Annotated in this window: 21 protein-coding genes and 1 pseudogene; 6 read left to right on the forward strand and 16 right to left on the reverse strand. The window is 67.4% G+C overall.

The window, feature by feature from the left end:
* The first annotated feature begins 127 nt into the window (after positions 1 to 127).
* The 5 genes from QTH97_RS23775 to QTH97_RS23795 all read left to right on the forward strand — a co-directional run bounded on the left by QTH97_RS23775 (position 128) and on the right by QTH97_RS23795 (position 5,321).
* Positions 128 to 1,000 carry a branched-chain amino acid ABC transporter permease gene (locus tag QTH97_RS23775; protein WP_286570946.1) on the forward strand — a complete coding sequence of 291 codons (873 nt, stop codon included), beginning with the start codon at positions 128 to 130 and terminating at the stop codon, positions 998 to 1,000.
* Between the two features lie 2 nt (positions 1,001 to 1,002).
* A complete protein-coding gene (locus QTH97_RS23780) occupies positions 1,003 to 1,953 on the forward strand; it encodes a branched-chain amino acid ABC transporter permease (protein WP_286570947.1) in 951 nt (316 codons plus the stop codon).
* Positions 1,950 to 2,696 carry an ABC transporter ATP-binding protein gene (locus QTH97_RS23785; protein WP_286570948.1) on the forward strand — a complete coding sequence of 249 codons (747 nt, stop codon included), beginning with the start codon at positions 1,950 to 1,952 and terminating at the stop codon, positions 2,694 to 2,696. Before QTH97_RS23780 ends, QTH97_RS23785 begins: the two co-directional genes overlap by 4 nt.
* A 1-nt stretch (position 2,697) precedes the next feature.
* Entirely contained in the window at positions 2,698 to 3,399 is a 702-nt protein-coding gene (locus tag QTH97_RS23790) for an ABC transporter ATP-binding protein (RefSeq protein ID WP_286570950.1), read from the forward strand.
* 113 nt (positions 3,400 to 3,512) lie between these two features.
* Entirely contained in the window at positions 3,513 to 5,321 is a 1,809-nt protein-coding gene (locus tag QTH97_RS23795) for a tetratricopeptide repeat protein (protein WP_286570951.1), read from the forward strand.
* A 15-nt stretch (positions 5,322 to 5,336) separates the two neighbouring features.
* On the opposite strand, the gene QTH97_RS23800 is transcribed toward QTH97_RS23795, so the two are convergent.
* From QTH97_RS23800 to QTH97_RS23845, 10 genes and pseudogenes are all read right to left on the reverse strand, one after another.
* On the reverse strand, positions 5,337 to 6,044 hold the full coding sequence (locus tag QTH97_RS23800; RefSeq protein ID WP_286570952.1) for an anti-sigma factor: 708 nt from the start codon (positions 6,042 to 6,044) through the stop codon (positions 5,337 to 5,339).
* Entirely contained in the window at positions 6,041 to 6,607 is a 567-nt protein-coding gene (locus QTH97_RS23805; protein WP_286570973.1) for a sigma-70 family RNA polymerase sigma factor, read from the reverse strand. The genes QTH97_RS23800 and QTH97_RS23805 overlap by 4 nt, the downstream gene beginning before the upstream one ends.
* Before the next feature lie 76 nt (positions 6,608 to 6,683).
* Positions 6,684 to 7,262 (reverse strand): DUF3455 domain-containing protein, encoded by a 579-nt coding sequence (locus tag QTH97_RS23810; protein ID WP_286570953.1) that lies wholly within the window; start codon positions 7,260 to 7,262, stop codon positions 6,684 to 6,686.
* An 82-nt stretch (positions 7,263 to 7,344) separates the two neighbouring features.
* Positions 7,345 to 7,521 carry an ABC transporter substrate binding protein gene (locus tag QTH97_RS23815; protein ID WP_286570954.1) on the reverse strand — a complete coding sequence of 59 codons (177 nt, stop codon included), beginning with the start codon at positions 7,519 to 7,521 and terminating at the stop codon, positions 7,345 to 7,347.
* Positions 7,522 to 7,864: 343 nt separating this feature from the next.
* Positions 7,865 to 8,395, reverse strand: a pseudogene (locus QTH97_RS37025) (ABC transporter substrate binding protein); the annotation flags it as partial.
* A gap of 90 nt (positions 8,396 to 8,485) precedes the next feature.
* Positions 8,486 to 9,241: an SDR family oxidoreductase gene (locus tag QTH97_RS23825; protein WP_286570956.1), complete on the reverse strand. Its 756-nt coding sequence runs from the start codon at positions 9,239 to 9,241 to the stop codon at positions 8,486 to 8,488.
* Positions 9,242 to 9,351: 110 nt separating this feature from the next.
* A complete protein-coding gene (locus QTH97_RS23830; protein WP_286570957.1) occupies positions 9,352 to 10,257 on the reverse strand; it encodes an RNA polymerase sigma-70 factor in 906 nt (301 codons plus the stop codon).
* Between the two features lie 71 nt (positions 10,258 to 10,328).
* A complete protein-coding gene (locus QTH97_RS23835) occupies positions 10,329 to 10,583 on the reverse strand; it encodes a hypothetical protein (RefSeq protein WP_286570958.1) in 255 nt (84 codons plus the stop codon).
* A gap of 108 nt (positions 10,584 to 10,691) precedes the next feature.
* Positions 10,692 to 12,098 (reverse strand): adenylate/guanylate cyclase domain-containing protein, encoded by a 1,407-nt coding sequence (locus QTH97_RS23840; protein ID WP_286570959.1) that lies wholly within the window; start codon positions 12,096 to 12,098, stop codon positions 10,692 to 10,694.
* An 81-nt stretch (positions 12,099 to 12,179) separates the two neighbouring features.
* Complete coding sequence (locus QTH97_RS23845) at positions 12,180 to 12,488, reverse strand: hypothetical protein (RefSeq protein WP_286570960.1); 309 nt, start codon at positions 12,486 to 12,488, stop codon at positions 12,180 to 12,182.
* 299 nt (positions 12,489 to 12,787) lie between these two features.
* Between QTH97_RS23845 and QTH97_RS23850 the strand changes: the two genes are divergently transcribed.
* The gene (locus QTH97_RS23850) at positions 12,788 to 14,329 is read left to right on the forward strand and encodes an arylsulfatase (RefSeq protein WP_286570961.1); all 1,542 of its coding nucleotides are present in this window, start codon (positions 12,788 to 12,790) and stop codon (positions 14,327 to 14,329) included.
* A gap of 29 nt (positions 14,330 to 14,358) precedes the next feature.
* Here the strand turns inward: QTH97_RS23850 and QTH97_RS23855 are convergent, their stop codons facing one another.
* The 6 genes from QTH97_RS23855 to QTH97_RS23880 all read right to left on the reverse strand — a co-directional run.
* Entirely contained in the window at positions 14,359 to 14,589 is a 231-nt protein-coding gene (locus QTH97_RS23855) for a hypothetical protein (protein ID WP_286570962.1), read from the reverse strand.
* Positions 14,590 to 14,713: 124 nt separating this feature from the next.
* Positions 14,714 to 15,172 carry a hypothetical protein gene (locus QTH97_RS23860; protein WP_286570963.1) on the reverse strand — a complete coding sequence of 153 codons (459 nt, stop codon included), beginning with the start codon at positions 15,170 to 15,172 and terminating at the stop codon, positions 14,714 to 14,716.
* Positions 15,173 to 15,192: 20 nt separating this feature from the next.
* Positions 15,193 to 15,999: a DUF2092 domain-containing protein gene (locus tag QTH97_RS23865; protein WP_286570964.1), complete on the reverse strand. Its 807-nt coding sequence runs from the start codon at positions 15,997 to 15,999 to the stop codon at positions 15,193 to 15,195.
* Positions 16,000 to 16,138: 139 nt separating this feature from the next.
* On the reverse strand, positions 16,139 to 16,540 hold the full coding sequence (locus QTH97_RS23870) for a response regulator transcription factor (protein WP_286570965.1): 402 nt from the start codon (positions 16,538 to 16,540) through the stop codon (positions 16,139 to 16,141).
* Between the two features lie 320 nt (positions 16,541 to 16,860).
* Positions 16,861 to 17,499 carry a response regulator transcription factor gene (locus QTH97_RS23875; RefSeq protein ID WP_286570966.1) on the reverse strand — a complete coding sequence of 213 codons (639 nt, stop codon included), beginning with the start codon at positions 17,497 to 17,499 and terminating at the stop codon, positions 16,861 to 16,863.
* The coding region (locus QTH97_RS23880; protein ID WP_286570967.1) for an ATP-binding protein at positions 17,496 to 17,678 on the reverse strand (183 nt) is incomplete at its 5' end. The genes QTH97_RS23875 and QTH97_RS23880, both read right to left, overlap by 4 nt.

Raw genomic sequence — 17,678 nt, forward strand, 5'->3', positions numbered from 1 at the left:
CGCGCACTTCGTGTCGCTTCGCCCACCCCCTGCCGGGGGCGACACCGGCGGACCGGCAAAGCCGGTTCCGCGGTGTTTCCCGAAGGTCGCTGATGACTCCCAACGAAATTAACCAAGAATCTTCAACGTGGACTTCGGTACCTTTCTCGTTCAGTGCCTGAACTCCGTGCAGTACGGGCTGCTGCTGTTCCTCGTCGCCTCCGGGCTGACGCTGATCTTCGGGATCATGGGCGTGATCAACCTCGCCCACGGCAGCTTCTACATGCTGGGCGCCTACATGGCGTTCGCGCTCTCGCCGCTCTTCGGCGACCAGTTCATCGTGATGCTGGTGGCAGGCGTGGTGCTCGCCGCCGTCTTCGGCTATGTGCTGGAATGGGCCTTCTTCAGCTACCTCTACCAGCGGGACCACCTGCAGCAGGTGCTGATGACCTACGGGCTGATCCTCGTCTTCGAGGAACTGCGCTCGCTGCTGGTCGGCAATGACGTGCACGGCGTGAAGGCCCCGCCCTGGCTCGAAGGCAGCTTCGCGCTGGGCGACCTCATGAGCTATCCGTGGTACCGCCTCTTCGCCTCGGCGGCGTGCGTGGTGCTGGCGATCGCGCTGTACTACGTGGTCAACCGCACGCGGCTGGGCATGATGATCCGCGCCGGTGCGAGCAACCGCGACATGGTGCGCGGGCTGGGCATCGACATCCGGCGCCTCTACCGCATCGTCTTCGCGGCCGGCGTGGCGCTCGCGGCGCTGGCCGGGATGATCGCGGCGCCGATGTCCTCGGTCTATCCGGGCATGGGTTCGAGCGTGCTGATCATCTGTTTCGTGGTGGTGGTGATCGGCGGCATCGGCTCGATCACCGGTGCGCTGGTGGCTTCGCTGCTGGTGGGCTTTGTCGACACCTTCGGCAAGGTGTTCTTCGCCGAGCTGAGCGGCATGGGGGTGTATGTCCTGATGGCCATCGTGCTCATCTGGCGCCCGGAAGGTCTCATGGGGCGCAAGGTCTGAACATGCAACGCATCTCGCATTTCATCCCCCTGCTCTGCGCCATCGCGCTGGCCGTGCTCGGCCCGACGCTGAGCCCCTATCTCTCGGACCTGGTCGTGAAGGTGATGATCCTTTCGATCTTCGCGCTGAGCCTCGAATTGCTGGTCGGCATGACCGGCCTCGTGAGCCTCGGCCACGCGGCCTTCTATGGCATCGGCGCCTATGCGACGGTGCTGGGCTCGGGCAAGGAAGGCGGCTCGATCGCCTTGCTGCTGCCGCTGGCGATGGGCTGCGCGGCGGCATACGCCCTCGTCGTCGGCGCGCTGAGCCTGCGCACGCGCGGCGTGTACTTCATCATGGTCACGCTGGCCTTCGCGCAGATGGCCTTCTTCGTGTTCCACGACACCGCGTTGGGCGGCGGCAGCGACGGCATCTACATGTACATCCGACCGGCATTGGGCGCGCTGGACATGGAGAACCGCGTCGTGCAGTTCTATTTCGTGCTGGCTGCGCTCGCGGGCACCTACGGCTTTCTCGCGCTGATCCGGCGCTCGCGCTTCGGCGCCGCACTGGCCGGCATCCGCGTCAACGAGCAGCGCATGCGCGCGGCGGGCTTCCCGGTGTACGGCTACAAGCTCGCGGCTTTCGTGATCGCGGGCGCGCTCGCCGGCCTGGCGGGCTTCCTCGTGGCGTCGCGCGATGGCGTGGTCAACCCCGAACTGCTCGCATGGCACAACTCGGGCGAGGTGCTGCTGATGATCATCCTGGGTGGCCTCGGCCACCTGCGCGGCGCGGTGATCGGCGCCGTCGCCTTCACGCTGCTGAAGGAACTGCTGTCCACGCATGCCATCGTCGGGCCGCTGGCCGACCATTGGCAACTGACGCTGGGGCTTGCCATCATTGCCTTCGTCGCCTTGCTGCCCAAGGGCATCATCGGGATTGCGTCGCGGATCTCGCCGAAGGGGGCCGCATGAGCACCCTTCTTGCGGTCGATACGCTGACGCGCCGCTTCGGCGGCCTGGTCGCCGTCAATGCCGTGACACTGGACCTGCGTCGTGGCGAAGTGCATGCCGTGATCGGCACCAACGGCGCCGGCAAGTCCACGCTGATCAACATGCTCTCGGGCGAGATCAGCGCTTCCGACGGGCGTATCTCGCTCGACGGCGAGGACATCACGCAGCGCGCGCAGTTCCGCCGCGCGCTGGCGGGCGTGGGCCGCAGCTACCAGCGCACGACGATCTTTCCGGAATTCACCGTGCTCGAGAACTGCCGGCTCGCCGCGCAGGCCGCGACGCCGCGACCGTGGGCCATCTGGCAATCGTCGAAGCAATGCGCCACGAGCAATGCCGCGGCGCGTGAATCCCTCTCGGCCGCCGGCCTTGAAGCCGTGGCCGATCGCATTGCAGGCACGCTGAGCCATGGCGCCAAGCGCCAGCTCGAAGTCGCGATGTGCCTGGCGACCAAGCCGCGCGTGCTGCTGCTCGACGAACCCTTGGCCGGCATGGGTGCGGAGGAGACGGAGCGCATGCTCGGGCTGCTGTCGAACCTCAAGGCCTCGCACGCGATTCTTCTGGTCGAGCACGACATGGATGCGGTGTTCCGGATCGCCGACCGCATCACGGTGATGGTCAACGGCACGGTGATCGCGACGGGTGATCCCGCGTCGATTCGTACCAACCCCGAAGTTCGTACCGCTTATCTTGGCGAGGATCACTGAGATGCTGCAGATCCAGGACCTCAATACCTACTACGGCGACAGCCACATCCTGCGCGGGGTGGATGTCGAGATCCCAGCGGCCACCTCCGTTGGCCTCCTCGGCCGCAACGGCATGGGCAAGACCACGTTGATCCGTTCGTTGATGGGCTACGTGCGCCCGGCTTCCGGCCATGTGCGGCTCGACGCCCAGGAAGTCACCGGCTGGGTGCCCGAGAAAATGGCACGCCGCGGCATCGGCTACGTGCCCGAGGGCCGTGGCATCTTCCCGAACCTCTCGGTGCGCGAGAACCTCGTGATGAGCGCGCGCGCTGGCATCGACGGCAAGCGCGACTGGACCTTCGACCGCGTGATGGCGACCTTCCCGCGGCTGACGGAACGCCTCTCGCACGGCGGCCAGCAACTATCGGGCGGCGAGCAGCAGATGCTCTCCATCGGCCGCGCACTGATGACCAACCCGCGCCTCATGATCCTCGACGAAGCGACCGAGGGCCTGGCGCCGCTGATCGTGGCCGAGATCTGGCGCGTGATCAGCGACATCCGCGCGACCGGCATCGCGACGCTGATCGTCGACCGCGACTGGCGCAAGGTGCTCGCGCACACCGACCGGGCGGTGGTGATGGAGAAGGGCCGCATCGTGCGGCACGGCGCGTCGGCGGAGCTGGTGGCTGCGCCGGATGTGCTGGAGGAACTGCTCGGCGTGTGAGCGATGGCGGTCCGTTGGCCAGGGATGGCTTGACGACCATGCGCATGCTGTCGGCGCTCGATTGCGAAGCTCGCCTTCGAGTGCCAAAATTTCCGCCCTTCAGGAGAACCGCCATGCCATCGCATCGATCTCCCCTGCCGCGGCGTCGGCGCGGCGTCTACGCTGCGTCTGCGTGCATCCTCGCTTCGACCGGGTTGCTGGTGGCGGATGGCGTCGGTGCCGGCCGCTCCTCCGACATCTTCGATCCGCTGCTGTCGCCAGCCGGCGGCGTGTGCGGCCCCGTCGTCTCCGGCCCTCCCGAATTGCTGAAGGCGCTGATCCGTGTGGCGAACCAGACCGCGCCGCCGGCGGATGCGGCCGGTAGCGAGCCGCCGCTCTACAAGAACCTGGGCTCGCTCCAGTTCCGCATCACGACCCGCAGCGCCCAGGCGCAGGCGTACTTCAACCAGGGCTTGCGGCTGGCGTTCGGCTTCAACCACGCCGAGGCGCAGCGTGCCTTCCAGGCCGCGCAAAAGCTCGACCCTCAATGCGCGATGTGCTTCTGGGGCGAAGCCTATGTGCTCGGCTCCAACATCAACGTGCCGATGATGCCGGAGGCCAACGCGCCGGCCGTGGCGGCCCTGGGCAAGGCGGTCGCTCTCAGGGGCGGCGCCAGCTTGAAGGAGCAGGCACTGATCGGCGCACTCGAAAAGCGCTATGCCGCGAATCCGCCACCCGATCGCGCACCGCTCGATGCGGCCTATGCCGATGCGATGAAGGCCGTCGCGACCGCCTTTCCCACCGACAACACGGTGCTGACGCTCTACGCCGAAGCCGCAATGGACACGCAGCCCTGGGACTACTGGGAAGCGGGCGGCGCCAAGCCGAAGGGGCGCGGCGCGGACATCGTCGGCGCGCTCGAGACGGTGCTCCAGCGCGACCCGGCGCATGCCGGCGCCATCCATCTCTACATCCACGCCATGGAAGCGTCCACCAAGCCCGAGAAGGCCCTGCCCTACGCCAACCGCCTCGCGGCGCTGATGCCGGGTGCGGGCCACATCGTCCACATGCCAGCGCACATCTACTACCGCGTGGGCATGTACCGCGACTCGATGACGCTCAACCGCAAGGCGGCGCAGGTCGACGAGAACTACTTCAAGACCTCGCCGTCGGACCCGATCTACAAGACAGCCTACTACCCGCACAACATCCACTTCGTGCTGGTGTCGGCGCAGATGGGCGGCGACGGCAAGACGGCGGTGGAGTCGGCGAGGAAGCTCGACGCCTCGGTGCCGATGGAGGTCGTGAAGGCATTCCCGATCCTGCAGCCGATCAAGTCCGCGCCCTTCGCGGCGCATGCGCGCTTCAGCGACGCGGACACCATCCTCAAGCTCTCGCCGCCGGGCGACGATGCGGCACTGGTCTCGACCATGTACCACTACGCCCGCGCCATTGCCTTCGCATCGCAGAAGGACAAGGCCGGCGCGCAGAAGGAGATCGACGCCATCGAGACCATCGAACGCACGGCCGACTACAAGGCCTTCGAGGCGTGGGCGCTGCCGGCGAGGGAGATCATCCGCACCGCGGGCCTCGTGGCGGCGGCGCGGCTCGCCGACGCGAACGGCGACCTCGACGGGGCCGCCAAGCTCTATTCGGATGCCATCAAGATCGAGGACACCATCCCCTACACCGAACCGCCCTTCTGGTACTACCCGGTGCGGCAGTCGCTCGGCTCGGTGAAGCTGCGCCAGGGCAAGCTCGACGAGGCCCAGCAAGCGTTTCGCGATTCGCTGGTCCACGTGCGCAACAACGGCTGGGCGCTCGCGGGGCTGGTGGAGGTGGAGCGCAAGCGAGGCGATGCATCGGCCGAACGGGCCGCGAAGGGTGCCTATGAGCGCGCGTGGTTCGGGCCGCGCAGCGGGCCGGACCTGGCTCGGCTCTGAGGCCGGCCCGGCATCTCAAAGCACCTTCACGGCGCGCCCGATGTAGAGCACCGGGCCGGTCGGCCGGTCGAGCGGCGAACCGTCCGCCGGTTCGAGGGTCAACTCGAAAAGCTGATTCGGCTCCAGCGGCGGCAGCTTGTCGAGCGCAATCCGCAACGTTCGCCCTGGCGTGACCAGCCCGAGCGACAGGGGGCCTCGCCACTGCTCGCCCTTGGTCCAGAACTGCAATGACTTGTTCTCCGGCACCGTCATGCTGCCGAGCGGCACCAGGCTGAGTTCACGCGACGAACTCGTCTGCACCACCCAGCCCGGCGCCTTGTCCTGCGGCGCAACGAGCACCACCAGGTACTGCGGCGGCGCGGGCGCGCCGAGCCGCGTGACGAGCACTGCCGCGAGGATGGCCGCGGTCGCGAAGCCCGCGCCCGCGAGTCCGCGCCAGAGACCGAGGCTGCTCCACCAGCCCGGCGCAGTGGCAGGGCGCGCCTGCGCAGCCGGTGCCGCACCGACGCTCTTCTCGATGCGCGACCACAGCGCGGGCGTGGGCTCGGCCGGCGGCGCCAGCGCGGTCAGCGGCAGCAGGCGCGCCTCCCACGCCTGCACGGCGGCGCGCAATTCAGGCTCGCGGCTCATCCGTGCCTCGACGTCGCGCCGCGCAGCACCCGACAACGTGCCCAGCACGTACTCGCCGGCAAGTGCGTCGATGTCGTCGGCAGGCTGGTTCATGCCATGCACTCCCGCAGAGCGCGCATTCCGCGCTGGATCCAGGCCTTGACGGTTCCGAGCGGCGCGTGAATGCGCTGCGCGATCTCGCCGTGCGAGCAGCCTTCCACGTAGGCCAGCACGATGCAATGGCGCCGTGCCGGTTCGAGCCGGGCGAGGCACTCGTCCAGCTTGCCGAGATCCGCCCTCAGTTCGAACGGATCCATGGCGCCCGCGTGGGCGGCCAGCGCCGCCTCGTCCTGGATCGCTTCGGCGGCTTCCTCGTCGATGCTGACTTCGCGCTCGCCATGGCGGACCTTGTTCAATGCAGCGTTGCGAACGACGCTGAAGATCCAGCCGCGGCCTTCGCCACGCGCCGGATCGAAGCTCGCCGCGCGCTGCCAGATGCTCACGAAGGCATCGTGCAGCACGTCCTCGGCCAAAGCATGCTGGCGAACGATGCGCAAGGCCACGCCGAGCAGGTAGCGGCTCTCGCGCCGGTAGATCCGCTGCAACGCCTCACGATCGCCGCGCGCGCAGGCGCTCAGCTCGGCGTCGTGATCGAAGGAGTCGGCGATGGACAAGATCGGCGTGGAGGTGCGTGGAGTTCGATGGTAGTCGAGTCACCACGCGCCGATGGCCAACGCGAGGCCTTGCCGGGCGTCAGGACGCCTTCCAGAAGATGTAGTCGGCCTGGTACTTGACGATCTGCTTCTGGCCCTTGCTGGCAGCCGTGCACGGCATGGCCGCCGACGCGACGCCGCCCTGCAGCGCCACGCGCTGGATGTAGGTCACGCCGGTCATGCTCCCGCTGCCCATGGCCGGGTTGGCCTTGACGAGCTGGTAGGGAAGGCTCGTCGGGCCGGACGGTGCAACGGCAACCTGCGTGCCCGTGAGCCTGGAGCCGTCCAGCGACTCCCAGGTGGCGGGCGGGCCGTAGTACTTGCCGACCTGCTTGCCGCCGCGGTCCATGAGCTTCGCGTCGGGGCCGACGAACACCCACTCGGTCTGCCCGGGTGCATTCGCCTTGTCGGCGCACAGGTAGGTGATGTCGCCCACGCCCACGGCCTGCATCGCGACCTGGTTGCCCGCCGGCACCTGGATCGCCGGGGGCAGGTTCGACTGCGAGAAGGGCGCGGCCGACGGGCCCGAAGTGCCCATGGTGCCGCACGCTGCGAGGAGCACCGCGCAGGATGCGGCGGCAAGAATGGTGGCCGGGCGGGCAAGGGAAGTCGAAGGCATGAGATTCTCCTGGGTTGACGATGGACAGCAGCGAATTCGCTGCTGAAGGGTCTACCCGCGAGATGCCGTTTTGGATGCACGCCTATTCGAGAATTGCATCCGCTGACAGGAGGCGCGCCTTCGACACGGTGATGCCGAGCGCCTTGGCGGCACGCTTGTCGATCACCAGTTCGAGCTTTGTTGCCTGCTCGAAGGGCATCTCCGCCGGCTTTCCGCCCTTGAGGATCTTGTCGACCAGGGCTGCCGCGCGCTTGAACATGGCCGGGAAATCCGACTGGTACGAAGCGATGCCGCCGCCTGTCAGAGTCGCGACCGCCCCACACGGACGGCATGCGCCGATCCAGGCACAACTGGTTGAGTCGCACCCGATGCGTGTACGTGTTGCCATCGGCGAGAACCACGAGTCCCCCGGCCCGGTCACGCTCCATCGCCGCGAGTGCACCCTCGAAGTCTTCGGGCCCTCGGGCCTCGTAGACGCGAATCCGTGTGCCCAGCGTGCGCTCCCAGGCGGCGATCCGCTCGCCCAGGCCGGTGAACGGACCCGCATTGGGATTCGCCAGGATGGCGATCAAACGGACGTTCGGCACCAGTTCGTGCACCAGTTGCAGGCGCTTGGCAAGGACCTCCTGGCTGAACGAACTGATTCCGGTGATGTTGCCGCCGGGCCGCGCCATCGTCACCGCGAGACCCATGATGACCGGGTTGTCGACGCTCGTCGCGACGATGGGCACGGTGCGCGTCGCATCCTTGACAGCCATCGTTGCGGCCGGAAACGCAGCGACGAGCACATCGGGTTCGAGCCGCAGCAGCTCCTTTGCCAGCGCCGGCAGGCGGTCGAACTTGCCGTCGGCCGACCGGATTTCGAGGATGAACTGCTGACCCTCGACGTACCCGAGTTGCTGCATGCCCAGCCGGAAAGGCTCGAGAACCGCCCTCTGCACACCCCCATCGATCGGCGACTCGATCAGGATTCCGATGCGCGCCTTGCGGCCCGTCACCTGCGCGAGGCTGATGCGCGGCAGTGCAAGGAGGGGGAGCAGCGCCGCGCAGGCCGTCCGGCGCCTCAGCCGACCATCCGCATCGAGTGATCCGGAATTCATGTTCTCCGCGTCCCCAGCGATGCCGGAAGGCATCGAAAGGGACGGTACGCCTGCGCATGTGCAGCGTCAATCGCCTCGCCTCGCCTCGCCGAATCGTGAGGAGCGGTCGGGCGTCGCGCGCGCTCAGCGCCCGTCTGCTCCTGCCGACAGCCAGTGGTCGAGAGACGTCTTGCCTGTCCAGTGCTTGCCGGCCGGGGTCAGCGACCCATCGCTCAGCGGCGCGCCGAAGTAGGTGGCGTCGTGGTCCGTCACGACCTCCCGTGCATCCTTTCCGGCTTTCAGCACGTGGCGGATCAGGTCATCCAGCGGAACGGCTTGCGGGCCCGCGATGTCCCGGATGCCGTTCCGGGGCTCGTCGCCCACGACTTCGGCGAGCGCCGCCGCCACGTCTGACGCGGCCATGGGCTGGAGCCGGCCACTCGGCAGCCGCACCGTCTGCCCGCTGGTGTTCGCCTCGGCGATGGGCATCAGGAACTCGAAGAACTGCGTCGCGCGAACGATGGTGTAGGGCACCTTCCCGCCCTCGATCAACGATTCCTGCGCGACCTTGGCACGCAAGTAGCCGCTGGCGGGAGCGCGGTCCGCACCCACCACCGACAGCGCGATGAAGTGATCCACGCCCGCCTTGGCGCTGGCCGCCAGCAGATTCCGGGTCGAGGCGCGGAAGAACTCCATGACCTGCTCGTCCGCGAACGAGGGTGAGTTGCTGACGTCGACGACGACCTGCGCGCCCACCAGCGCCTGGTCCAGCCCCTCCCCCGTCACGGTATTGACGCCCGACGATGGCGAGGCCGACGCCACCTCGTGGCCTGCCTGGCGCAGCAGGGTCGACAGTTTCTTTCCGATGAGGCCGCTGCCTCCGATGATCACGACTTTCATGTCAGGTCCTTCAGTACGTTGAGAGGTGGAGGACGGCTGCGCATTGCGGCCATCCATACCTGCAAGACGTGCGACGAAGGCCGGTTGTGACGGATCGGCGAAAAATTCTTTCAGTGAGGCCGATGGGCGGCGCCGGCATTCCCGCCGAGCGCGGCGACGATGCGCGCCAGCTTGTCGGGATTGCGCTGCGCGTGGATGCGCAAGATGCGCTCGCCATCGGTTTCGATGGCTTGCGCCGATTCCAGCTCGCCGTCGATGAAGCGCAGCAGGCCCCACTCGCCGTTGAGCATGACGACCTCGAAACGCACCGCCTCGTGGTGTCGCAGGCTCGTCGCGAAGTAGAGCTGTGCGATGCGCTGGCCACCCACCAGCGGCACGCCGAAGCTCGGCACCTTGCCGCCGCCATCGCCGATGAGCTGCGCATCGTCGGCCAGCATGGCCTTCAGCGCGGAGAACTCGCCGCGCGTGGCGGCGTCGGCAAAACCCTGCAGGAGCCGGAGCTGGGTATCGGGCGGGACGACGTGACGGGGCCGGCTGTCCTGCAGCTGCTCCTTGGCGCGGTGCACGAGCTGCCTGCACGCACTCTCGCTCTTGCCGAGGGTCGCGGCCACCTCGCTGTAGTCCGCGTCGAACACCTCCCGCAGCAGGAAGGCCGCACGCGCCTCGGGTGCCAGGCGCTCCAGCACGGCGAGGAAGGCAACGGAGATGTCATCGGCTCGCTCCAGCATCTGCTCGGGCGTGGTCGGGGATTCGGACATCAGCGGTTCCGGCAGCCAGGTGCCGATGTAGTGCTCGCGCTGCACCTTGGCGGAGCGAAGCCGGTCGATGGCCAGGCGCGTGGTGACGGAGACCAGCCACGCCTCGCTGTTGTCCACCCGCTCCTGCTGCGCCTCATGCCAGCGGAGCCAGGCGTCCTGCACGACCTCCTCCGCCTCGGCGGCAGAGCCCAGCATGCGATAGGCGATGCCCTGCAAGCGAGGACGCAGGCGCGTGAAGGTGTCGGTCCTGTCGTTCATGAGTGCCTAGACGTTCGGCCACCCCGGGTTGTGACAGCCGTCCGACGAACGGCGGCGGCTGCCTTCCGATGCTATTGGCAGGAGCACGAGGGCGGCTTGATGCACGAAGCCGCCGCGACGCTGGTCACCTGCACGCTGGAGCCGCCGACGCACAGCGCCTGCTTGAGCGCCGGACAGGCCGTCTCGCAGCTCTCGCACGCGCCGTTGGCAGGTGCGGAACAGTGCGCCGGTCCGACCACCGTCTTCAGCAGCACGACATCCGAGGAGGTGGTCGTGCATCCGCAGAATGCGATGGCGGCGAAAGCCGAGAGCAGGAGCGTCCTCATTCGCAGTCCCCTTCGTTTGGGTTGGTCGGGTCCGCATCATGCGCGCAAATTGCATGCAGGCGATCACCCGATCAGCCCGCTTTTCGCCAACCTCGAGCGCCGCCAGCCTCACTGCTCGACTGCAAACAACCGCCACTCGTCGGGGATTCCCTTCAGGCGCTGCATCCCCCGATCCTGGAATGCCAGTCCGGAGCCGGCGACCAGATCCCTGACGGTGCTGGAAACAAGCACTTCGCTCGTCCGGGCATGCGTCGCCACACGCGCGCAGGTATGCACTGCGATGCCTGCAACCTTGTCGTCGATCACTTCGCACTCCCCGGTGTGCAGCCCTGCGCGGATCTCGAGCCCGAGCGCCCGGACCTCGCGGGAGATGGCGCAGGCGCAGCGCACCGCCCGGGCCGGGCCATCGAAGGTGGCGAGGAACCCGTCGCCGGTGGTTTCGATCTCGCGGCCCCGGAAATGCTCCAGCTCGCGGCGAACCAGCGCGTGGTGACTCTCCAGCAGATCGTGCCAGCCGCGATCGCCGAGCACCGCGGCGCGTTCGGTGGACCCCACGATGTCGGTGAACATGACAGTGACCAGGAGCCGGTCGGGTTCGACGCCGAGCCGGGCGCCGGTGAGGAACTCTTCGATCTCATCGAGGATGGCGTCGCTGTCGCAGCCCCACGGGACGTGATCGACGCCATGGAGTTCGACCAGCTTCGCCCCGGCGATCTGCTCGCTCATGTATCGGCTCGCGCCGAAATCGATGACGCGATCGTCCAGGCTGTGCAACAGCAGGGTGGGCACGCGCACGGCGGGCAGCACATGACGGATGTCGATGTCCAGGTTCATGCGCAACACCGCCGCCGCGGCCGCGGGGCTCGCGCTGGAACGCAGCCAGCGCGCCCACCATCGACGGCACCGCTCGTCCCCTGCATGGCTCGGCCACCGCGTCTCGATGCCGACCGCGCCGCCCCAATCGCGCTCCACCTGATCGGCGACGGCGAGCAATTGATCCCTCGTCATGCCCCAGGGGTAGCCGGGCCCCTGAGTGCGCCTCGCGAAAGAGCCGCACATGACGAGCGCCGAAGCGCGATCCGGGTAGGTGGCGGCGAAAAGCGCGCACATCGCGCCGCCCTCCGAATAGCCGTACAGCGCCGCGCGCTCCGAGCCGACGGCATCCAATACCGCCCGCACGTCATCCATGCGGACTTCGAGAGACGGCATGTCGCTCACGCGGTCCGACAGGCCGGTCCCCCGCTTGTCGAACAGGATCAGCCGGGAGAAGGAAGCCAGCCGCGTGAACATCCGCCCCAGTGCGGGCTCCTCCCAGAAGACATCGAGGTTCGAAACCCATCCCGGAACCAGCACGAGGTCTCGCGGGCCGTTCCCGACCGTCTGGTATGCGATGTTGACGCCACCGCTCTTTGCGTAGTGGGTGCTGGGAAGCATGGCGGTTTCCCCCTGGGACCTTCGGCGTTGCGGCCTGCCGGTCTGGCAGCTTGCCACAATCCGGGCCGGCACGCGACTCATCGCCGGATGCCGAGACCACACTCCGACCAAAGCAGGGATGCGCGCGCCGCGCCATCGGCGACCGCTCAAGATGAACGAGCCTCAGCGCGCGCGAATCACGTCTGACACGTTGCCGTTCTCGTTCACGGTGCAGTTGATCAGCGGCTGCCCGGCGCCGATGCTGAGGCTGACGATGTAGATGCCGTCCGTCATGGTGCTCGCGTCGTTGACCGGCTTCACGTTTTCCTTGGGCACCTTGAACTCGCGGGAGACGGAATCGACACAACTGTTGCGCGCCACCAGCGGCGACGAGAAGCCGGCGAACACCGCCGGCGGCTGGTAGTTGGCGCAACCAGTTGCGATGGCGCAGAGGCCGATGGCGGCCGCTGCGAAACGGCGACAGACAATCATGTTGACTCCTTCGACAGCGGCGCCATCGACAGGCCAAGGCAGCCCATCGCACGCGGCTGAATGCATGCTATGAACTTCTGCCTGGCGCAACAAGCGAGGCCATTGCTTGAACGACTACGTGGTGGCACGGAGGCCCGTACGTAGGCACCCCTATCGCATGGCTGCCGCGTCCGTGCGCCGGAGCCGGAAACCGGGGCGCTTGCCCTTTGGGGCAAGGCAGTTGCCCGTCGGCCCTATTTGCAGCACCCACCGCGACTGTCAGGATGCACGGCGAAGCATCGAACCAACCGGAGGTACGCATGGCTGACAAGGCCCCCAACATCGTCATGATCATGGCCGACGACGTCGGCATCTGGAACCTGAGCGCCTACCATCGCGGCATGATGGGCGGCAGCACGCCGAACATCGACCGTCTCGCCAGGGAAGGCGCGCTGTTCACCGACTACTACGGGCAGCAGTCGTGCACCGCGGGTCGGGCCGCCTTCATCCTGGGCCAGACACCGTTTCGCACCGGACTGCTGAAGGTGGGCATGCCGGCCGCCAAGCAGGGCCTGCAGGACAAGGACCCGACGATCGCCGAACTGCTCAAGCCGCTGGGCTACGCCACTGCGCAGATCGGCAAGAACCATCTCGGCGACCGCAACGAATACCTGCCCACGGTGCACGGCTTCGACGAGTTCTACGGCATCCTGTACCACCTCAACGCAATGGAAGAGCCCTACGACGGCGAATACCCGAAGGTGCCGGGCTTTCACGAGCAGTTCGGCCCGCGCAACATCATCGAATCCTTCGCCACGGACGAGGATGATCCGACGGAGGAGCCGCGCTGGGGGCGCGTGGGCAAGCAGAAGATCATCGACGCCGGTCCATTGCCTCCGGGGCCCGGCATGGACCCGGCGGCGAAGTTCAACATGGAAGATGTCGATGCCGAACTCGTACGTCGCTCGGTCGACTTCATCGATCGCTCGGTGAAGGCCGGCAAGCCCTTCTTCCTGTGGCACAACTCGACGCGCTGCCACGTCTGGACGCACTTGTCGCCCAGGTGGAAGGACAAGAGCGGCTTCGGCATCTATGCCGACGCGATGATGGAGATGGACTGGATCGTCGGCGAGATCCTCAGGAAGCTCGACGACGAAGGCATCGCTGACAACACCATCGTGATGTTCACCAGCGACAACGGCGCAGAGATCTTCAGTTGGCCCGATGGCGGCAACCATCCGTTCCGCGGCGAGAAGGGCACCGTGTTCGAAGGCGGATTCCGAGTCCCCATGCTTGCCAGGTGGCCTGGCGTGATCAAGCCGGGCACCATCGTCAACGACATCATGGCGGCAGAGGACTGGATGCCCACCCTGGTGGCCGCCGCTGGCGAACCCCAGGTCAAGGAGAAACTGCTGAGCGGCTTCAAGGCCGGCGAGAAGACCTTCAGGAATCACCTCGACGGCTATAACTTCATGCCCTATTTCAAGGGCGAGGCCCCGGCTCCGCGTCACGAGTTCTTCTACTTCAGCGACAACGCCGACCTCATGGCGGTGCGCTACAACGCCTGGAAGGTCAGCTTCAAGACCATCGAGGGCAACCTCTTCAATGGCAAGCCCCAAACGACCAACGTGCCGCTCGTGACCAATCTGCGCCAGGACCCGTGGGAGCGTTACCAGGACGAGAGCCTGTTGTATGGCCGCTGGTGGGGCGAGAAGCTCTGGACGATGGTCCCCGCGGTGGGCATCGTCGGACAGTTCCTGGCAACCTTCAGGGAGTACCCGCCCAGCCAGGTCTCAGGCTCGCTCAGCGTGGAGAAGGCGCTCCAGATGCTGCAGGCAGGAAGCCGCGGGAGCGGCACCTGAGACCAGGCAAAGCTCCCGGCCGCTGCCCGCTAGTAGCGCCTGCGAACCGCCGCGCCGTTGGGCCCGACGCAACCTTCGCGATAAACGCCCTTGGCGCACGTGACTTGCGCCGGCGGCGGCTTCTTGACCACCGCGGCGCCGTTGGGGCCGGCGCAGCCGGCGCGGTAGACACCAGCGGCGCAAGTGACCGCAAATGATGCGGACGGAAGAAGTCCGAGAATGCCCAATGCGGCCGTTGCGGCGAATATGTAGCGCTTCATGTCGATCTCCTTGTGTGATGCCGGGACGTGGCGGCTGACGCTGGATCGGGCGCCGCCGGGATGGGTGTCCAAGGGCATGGCCCTTGCCCGAAAGTGAAGTGGAGGTGCTCCGGTGCAGCGCCTGTCACGGCGCCGGCACCACCTCGTAGTACACGCCGCTAGAGCCGAAGAACGGCTTGTACCAGGTGGCGCCGGATTGGTAGTAGTTGACGCCGTTCACCACCATGCTGCGAGCGCCGCCGGGCAAGGCGGCGATCTGGGTGCCGAGCGGCATGTTGCCCTGCACCACATAGGGAGCCGGCTGCACGACCACCGCCGGCGGCTGGACCACCACCGTGGCGGGACGGCTCGCATCGACGATCGCCGCGCCGACTGCCATGCCCGCGACTGCGCCGACGGCGGCGCCGCAGCCATAGCAGCCCGCGGGACGATAGTAGGGGTGGTAGGGGTGGTAGCCACCGACCGCCACCGCGCCGCCGCGCCAGCCGCCCGCGGCCGCGACCCATGCATTCGCGCCCGACAGGGGAAGGAAGGCGCCGGCCACGACGACGGCTCCGAGGACGAGTGTCTTGATGTGCTTCATTGCATTGCTCCTTGGCATGGTCACTTGGCCGGGCCCATCTGCTTGAACTCGAGCTTCGCGGCGCCTGGCGGGATCGCGGCGCTGAAGGTCTTCGCCGGGATGGGCGCATTGAGCTTCCATTCCGAGAGCTCGACCGTGAAGGTCGGCTGGCGTTCGCCCGAGCGGTAGGAGACGACCATCAGGCGCGGCAGCTTGTCCGCAGTGCCGATCCAGACCTCCCAGTCCAGTCCGGGGGCGGTGAATGCCAGGTGCTCGGTCCTGACGCCGCCGATGGCCGTCCGGCCGACCCAGAACGCGCTGGCGAGGTCTTTCGTCAGGAAGGCATACGGGTCCGCGACCAGCAGGTCGAGGAAGGGCGCGGTGGCGTCGGAACCCGGTTGCAGGCCCTGCATCAGCGCCTCGATCGCGCCGCCGGCAGCATCGCGCTGCGCGTAGAACTTGCGGTCGGCGGTGACCACGGTGACCGACTTGCCGTCGTAGAAGCTGTCGCTCGGAAACAGGTCGCCGCGCGCCTCCACGAAGAGCTTGTCGGGCCGCTGCATCACCACCCGCGACGACGCCAGGAGGCTCACGAACTGCCCTGTCGGCGAGGGCGCCGGCACGATGCCGCGCACCTTGAAGCTCAATGTCTTCGCGCCGGCCAGCGTGTCGCTCATGCCCCTGAGCAGCGCGAGCGCGCGCTCGTCCTTGAAGTCCTTGGCGGGTGCGGCCGCCTGGGCCGGCTTGGCGTCCTGCGCGAGCGCTGCGCGTTCGGCGCCCAGCAGCGCCGCTGACGCCAGCAGGGCGAGGCCGAGCCGACGGCTGATTCGATGGAGAGTGAGAGTCATCGGTGTGCTCCGGTAGTAGAGATCAATGGAACTCGGACGAATGATGCACCCGCGGCGCATCGGTCGGCGCGTGGCAGCGGCGACGCGCTGGCGAACGAAGCAGACGGAAGCGGACGCGCTTCCATGGCGGGTCCATCCATCACTGCGTCGAAGTTGGATTGGAGGGACCGCCCTGCACCGCGGCCTCGATCGCGGCGAGCAGGTCCTTGCTGTGGAACGGCTTCGAGAGATAGCCGACTGCACCGCGCAGAATCGACTCGGCTCGAAGCTCCGGGCTGTCGTGTGCGGTGATCAAGACCACGGGCGCCGCATTTCCACGCCTGCGCAACTCCGCCAGCAGATCCAGTCCGGACATGCCGGGCAGGTGGAAGTCGCTCACGATGCAGTCCGCGCCCGCGATCTCGCTGCTCGCCAGCAACGCTTCCGCCGATGCAAAGATCCCGGTCTTCAGTCCGGCTGCGGTGAGCAGCCGCTCGATCGCCTGGCGCATGCTGTCGTCGTCGTCCACCACAAGTACCTCGCGGGTCGGCAGCGATGTCATCGCAGGGAGGCATCGCGCCGGTGACCGCGCCGTCGCGAGAAGTGCAGAGGGGGCGTCTTCATGCGCGCGACTCCTTCTCTCTGGTGGGTGGTGATGAGAGAGGATCATTGCGTGCCGGCGTGCGCAAGGGTACCGGGTCGAAGGGCAGATCCGTTGCCCGAAAGGGAAGCGGAACGCTCTTGCTCCGTGCCCGCGACCGCGGCGCCGAGCAGCCACCGGATGAACATGGCCCGCACCATGAGCAAGGCGGGGGCCGATGACACATTCGACGACCGCGGCGAAGCCGAGGATCCGGCCGAGCCTGGATGGGGCTGCCGTGGTCATGGCGGGCTCTGCTCGGCCCCTGGAGCGCTGCGGCTGAGCCTTTCGGCCAGGGCACCGAGTTCGGCCGCCGAGTCCACGCCCAGCTTGACCATCAGGTGCGCGCGCTGGGTCTTGATGGTGCGTTCGCTGCTGCCGAGCTCGTCGGCGATCTGCTTGTTGAGCTTGCCTGCGACGATCCGATCGAAGACATCGCGTTCGCGCGTCGAGAGCGTGGCGAAGAGCACCCGGAGGCTCTCCGCGTCCTTCCTCGCCGCCCGTTGCGCCGCATCGCGGGCCAATGCACGTCCGAGCGCCGCCAGCAAGGGTTCGCGCTGGATCGGCTTCTCCAGAAAGTCGACCGCCCCGCCCTTCAGTGCCTGCACGGTGGAGGGAACGTCCGCATGTCCCGTCAGGAAGACGATCGGCAGCGGGATGCCGTTTTCCTCCAGCGCGCCCTGGAGGTCCAGGCCCGAAGGACCGGGCATGCGGACATCGAGCAGCAGGCAGCTCGGGCGATCGGGCGGTGGATGAAGCAGGAACTCACCCGCCGAGGCGTAGCCGCGGGCCTCGAAGCCCGCCATGTCGAGCAGTCGGAGCAGCGCCGTGCGCAGCGGCTCGTCGTCATCGACCACGTGAATGAGCGGCGAAGTGTTCATGCGAAGGCGGTGGTCCGGACGCTGCTTTCACCGAGCGCGGGCAGCGAAACGTGGAAGACAGTGCCATGGGGATCGCTTTCCACCCGGATGCGGCCTCCGTGCGCTTCGACGATGGTCCGCGCGATCGACAGGCCCAGCCCCATGCCTCGGCGCTTGGTGCTGAAGAACGATTCGAAGAG

This window comes from Variovorax gracilis (assembly GCF_030317115.1).
GTDB lineage: Bacteria > Pseudomonadota > Gammaproteobacteria > Burkholderiales > Burkholderiaceae_C > Variovorax > Variovorax gracilis.

Coding starts and splice junctions, on each gene's coding strand:
- QTH97_RS23780 (WP_286570947.1), top strand. CDS start 1,003: ATGCAACGCATCTCGCATTTCATCCCCCTGCTCTGCGCCATCGCGCTG.
- QTH97_RS23785 (WP_286570948.1), top strand. CDS start 1,950: ATGAGCACCCTTCTTGCGGTCGATACGCTGACGCGCCGCTTCGGCGGC.
- QTH97_RS23790 (WP_286570950.1), top strand. CDS start 2,698: ATGCTGCAGATCCAGGACCTCAATACCTACTACGGCGACAGCCACATC.
- QTH97_RS23795 (WP_286570951.1), top strand. CDS start 3,513: ATGCCATCGCATCGATCTCCCCTGCCGCGGCGTCGGCGCGGCGTCTAC.
- QTH97_RS23800 (WP_286570952.1), bottom strand. CDS start 6,044: ATGAACCAGCCTGCCGACGACATCGACGCACTTGCCGGCGAGTACGTG.
- QTH97_RS23810 (WP_286570953.1), bottom strand. CDS start 7,262: ATGCCTTCGACTTCCCTTGCCCGCCCGGCCACCATTCTTGCCGCCGCA.
- QTH97_RS23815 (WP_286570954.1), bottom strand. CDS start 7,521: ATGTTCAAGCGCGCGGCAGCCCTGGTCGACAAGATCCTCAAGGGCGGA.
- QTH97_RS23825 (WP_286570956.1), bottom strand. CDS start 9,241: ATGAAAGTCGTGATCATCGGAGGCAGCGGCCTCATCGGAAAGAAACTG.
- QTH97_RS23830 (WP_286570957.1), bottom strand. CDS start 10,257: ATGAACGACAGGACCGACACCTTCACGCGCCTGCGTCCTCGCTTGCAG.
- QTH97_RS23835 (WP_286570958.1), bottom strand. CDS start 10,583: ATGAGGACGCTCCTGCTCTCGGCTTTCGCCGCCATCGCATTCTGCGGA.
- QTH97_RS23840 (WP_286570959.1), bottom strand. CDS start 12,098: ATGAGTCGCGTGCCGGCCCGGATTGTGGCAAGCTGCCAGACCGGCAGG.
- QTH97_RS23845 (WP_286570960.1), bottom strand. CDS start 12,488: ATGATTGTCTGTCGCCGTTTCGCAGCGGCCGCCATCGGCCTCTGCGCC.
- QTH97_RS23850 (WP_286570961.1), top strand. CDS start 12,788: ATGGCTGACAAGGCCCCCAACATCGTCATGATCATGGCCGACGACGTC.
- QTH97_RS23855 (WP_286570962.1), bottom strand. CDS start 14,589: ATGAAGCGCTACATATTCGCCGCAACGGCCGCATTGGGCATTCTCGGA.
- QTH97_RS23860 (WP_286570963.1), bottom strand. CDS start 15,172: ATGAAGCACATCAAGACACTCGTCCTCGGAGCCGTCGTCGTGGCCGGC.
- QTH97_RS23865 (WP_286570964.1), bottom strand. CDS start 15,999: ATGACTCTCACTCTCCATCGAATCAGCCGTCGGCTCGGCCTCGCCCTG.
- QTH97_RS23870 (WP_286570965.1), bottom strand. CDS start 16,540: ATGACATCGCTGCCGACCCGCGAGGTACTTGTGGTGGACGACGACGAC.
- QTH97_RS23875 (WP_286570966.1), bottom strand. CDS start 17,499: ATGAACACTTCGCCGCTCATTCACGTGGTCGATGACGACGAGCCGCTG.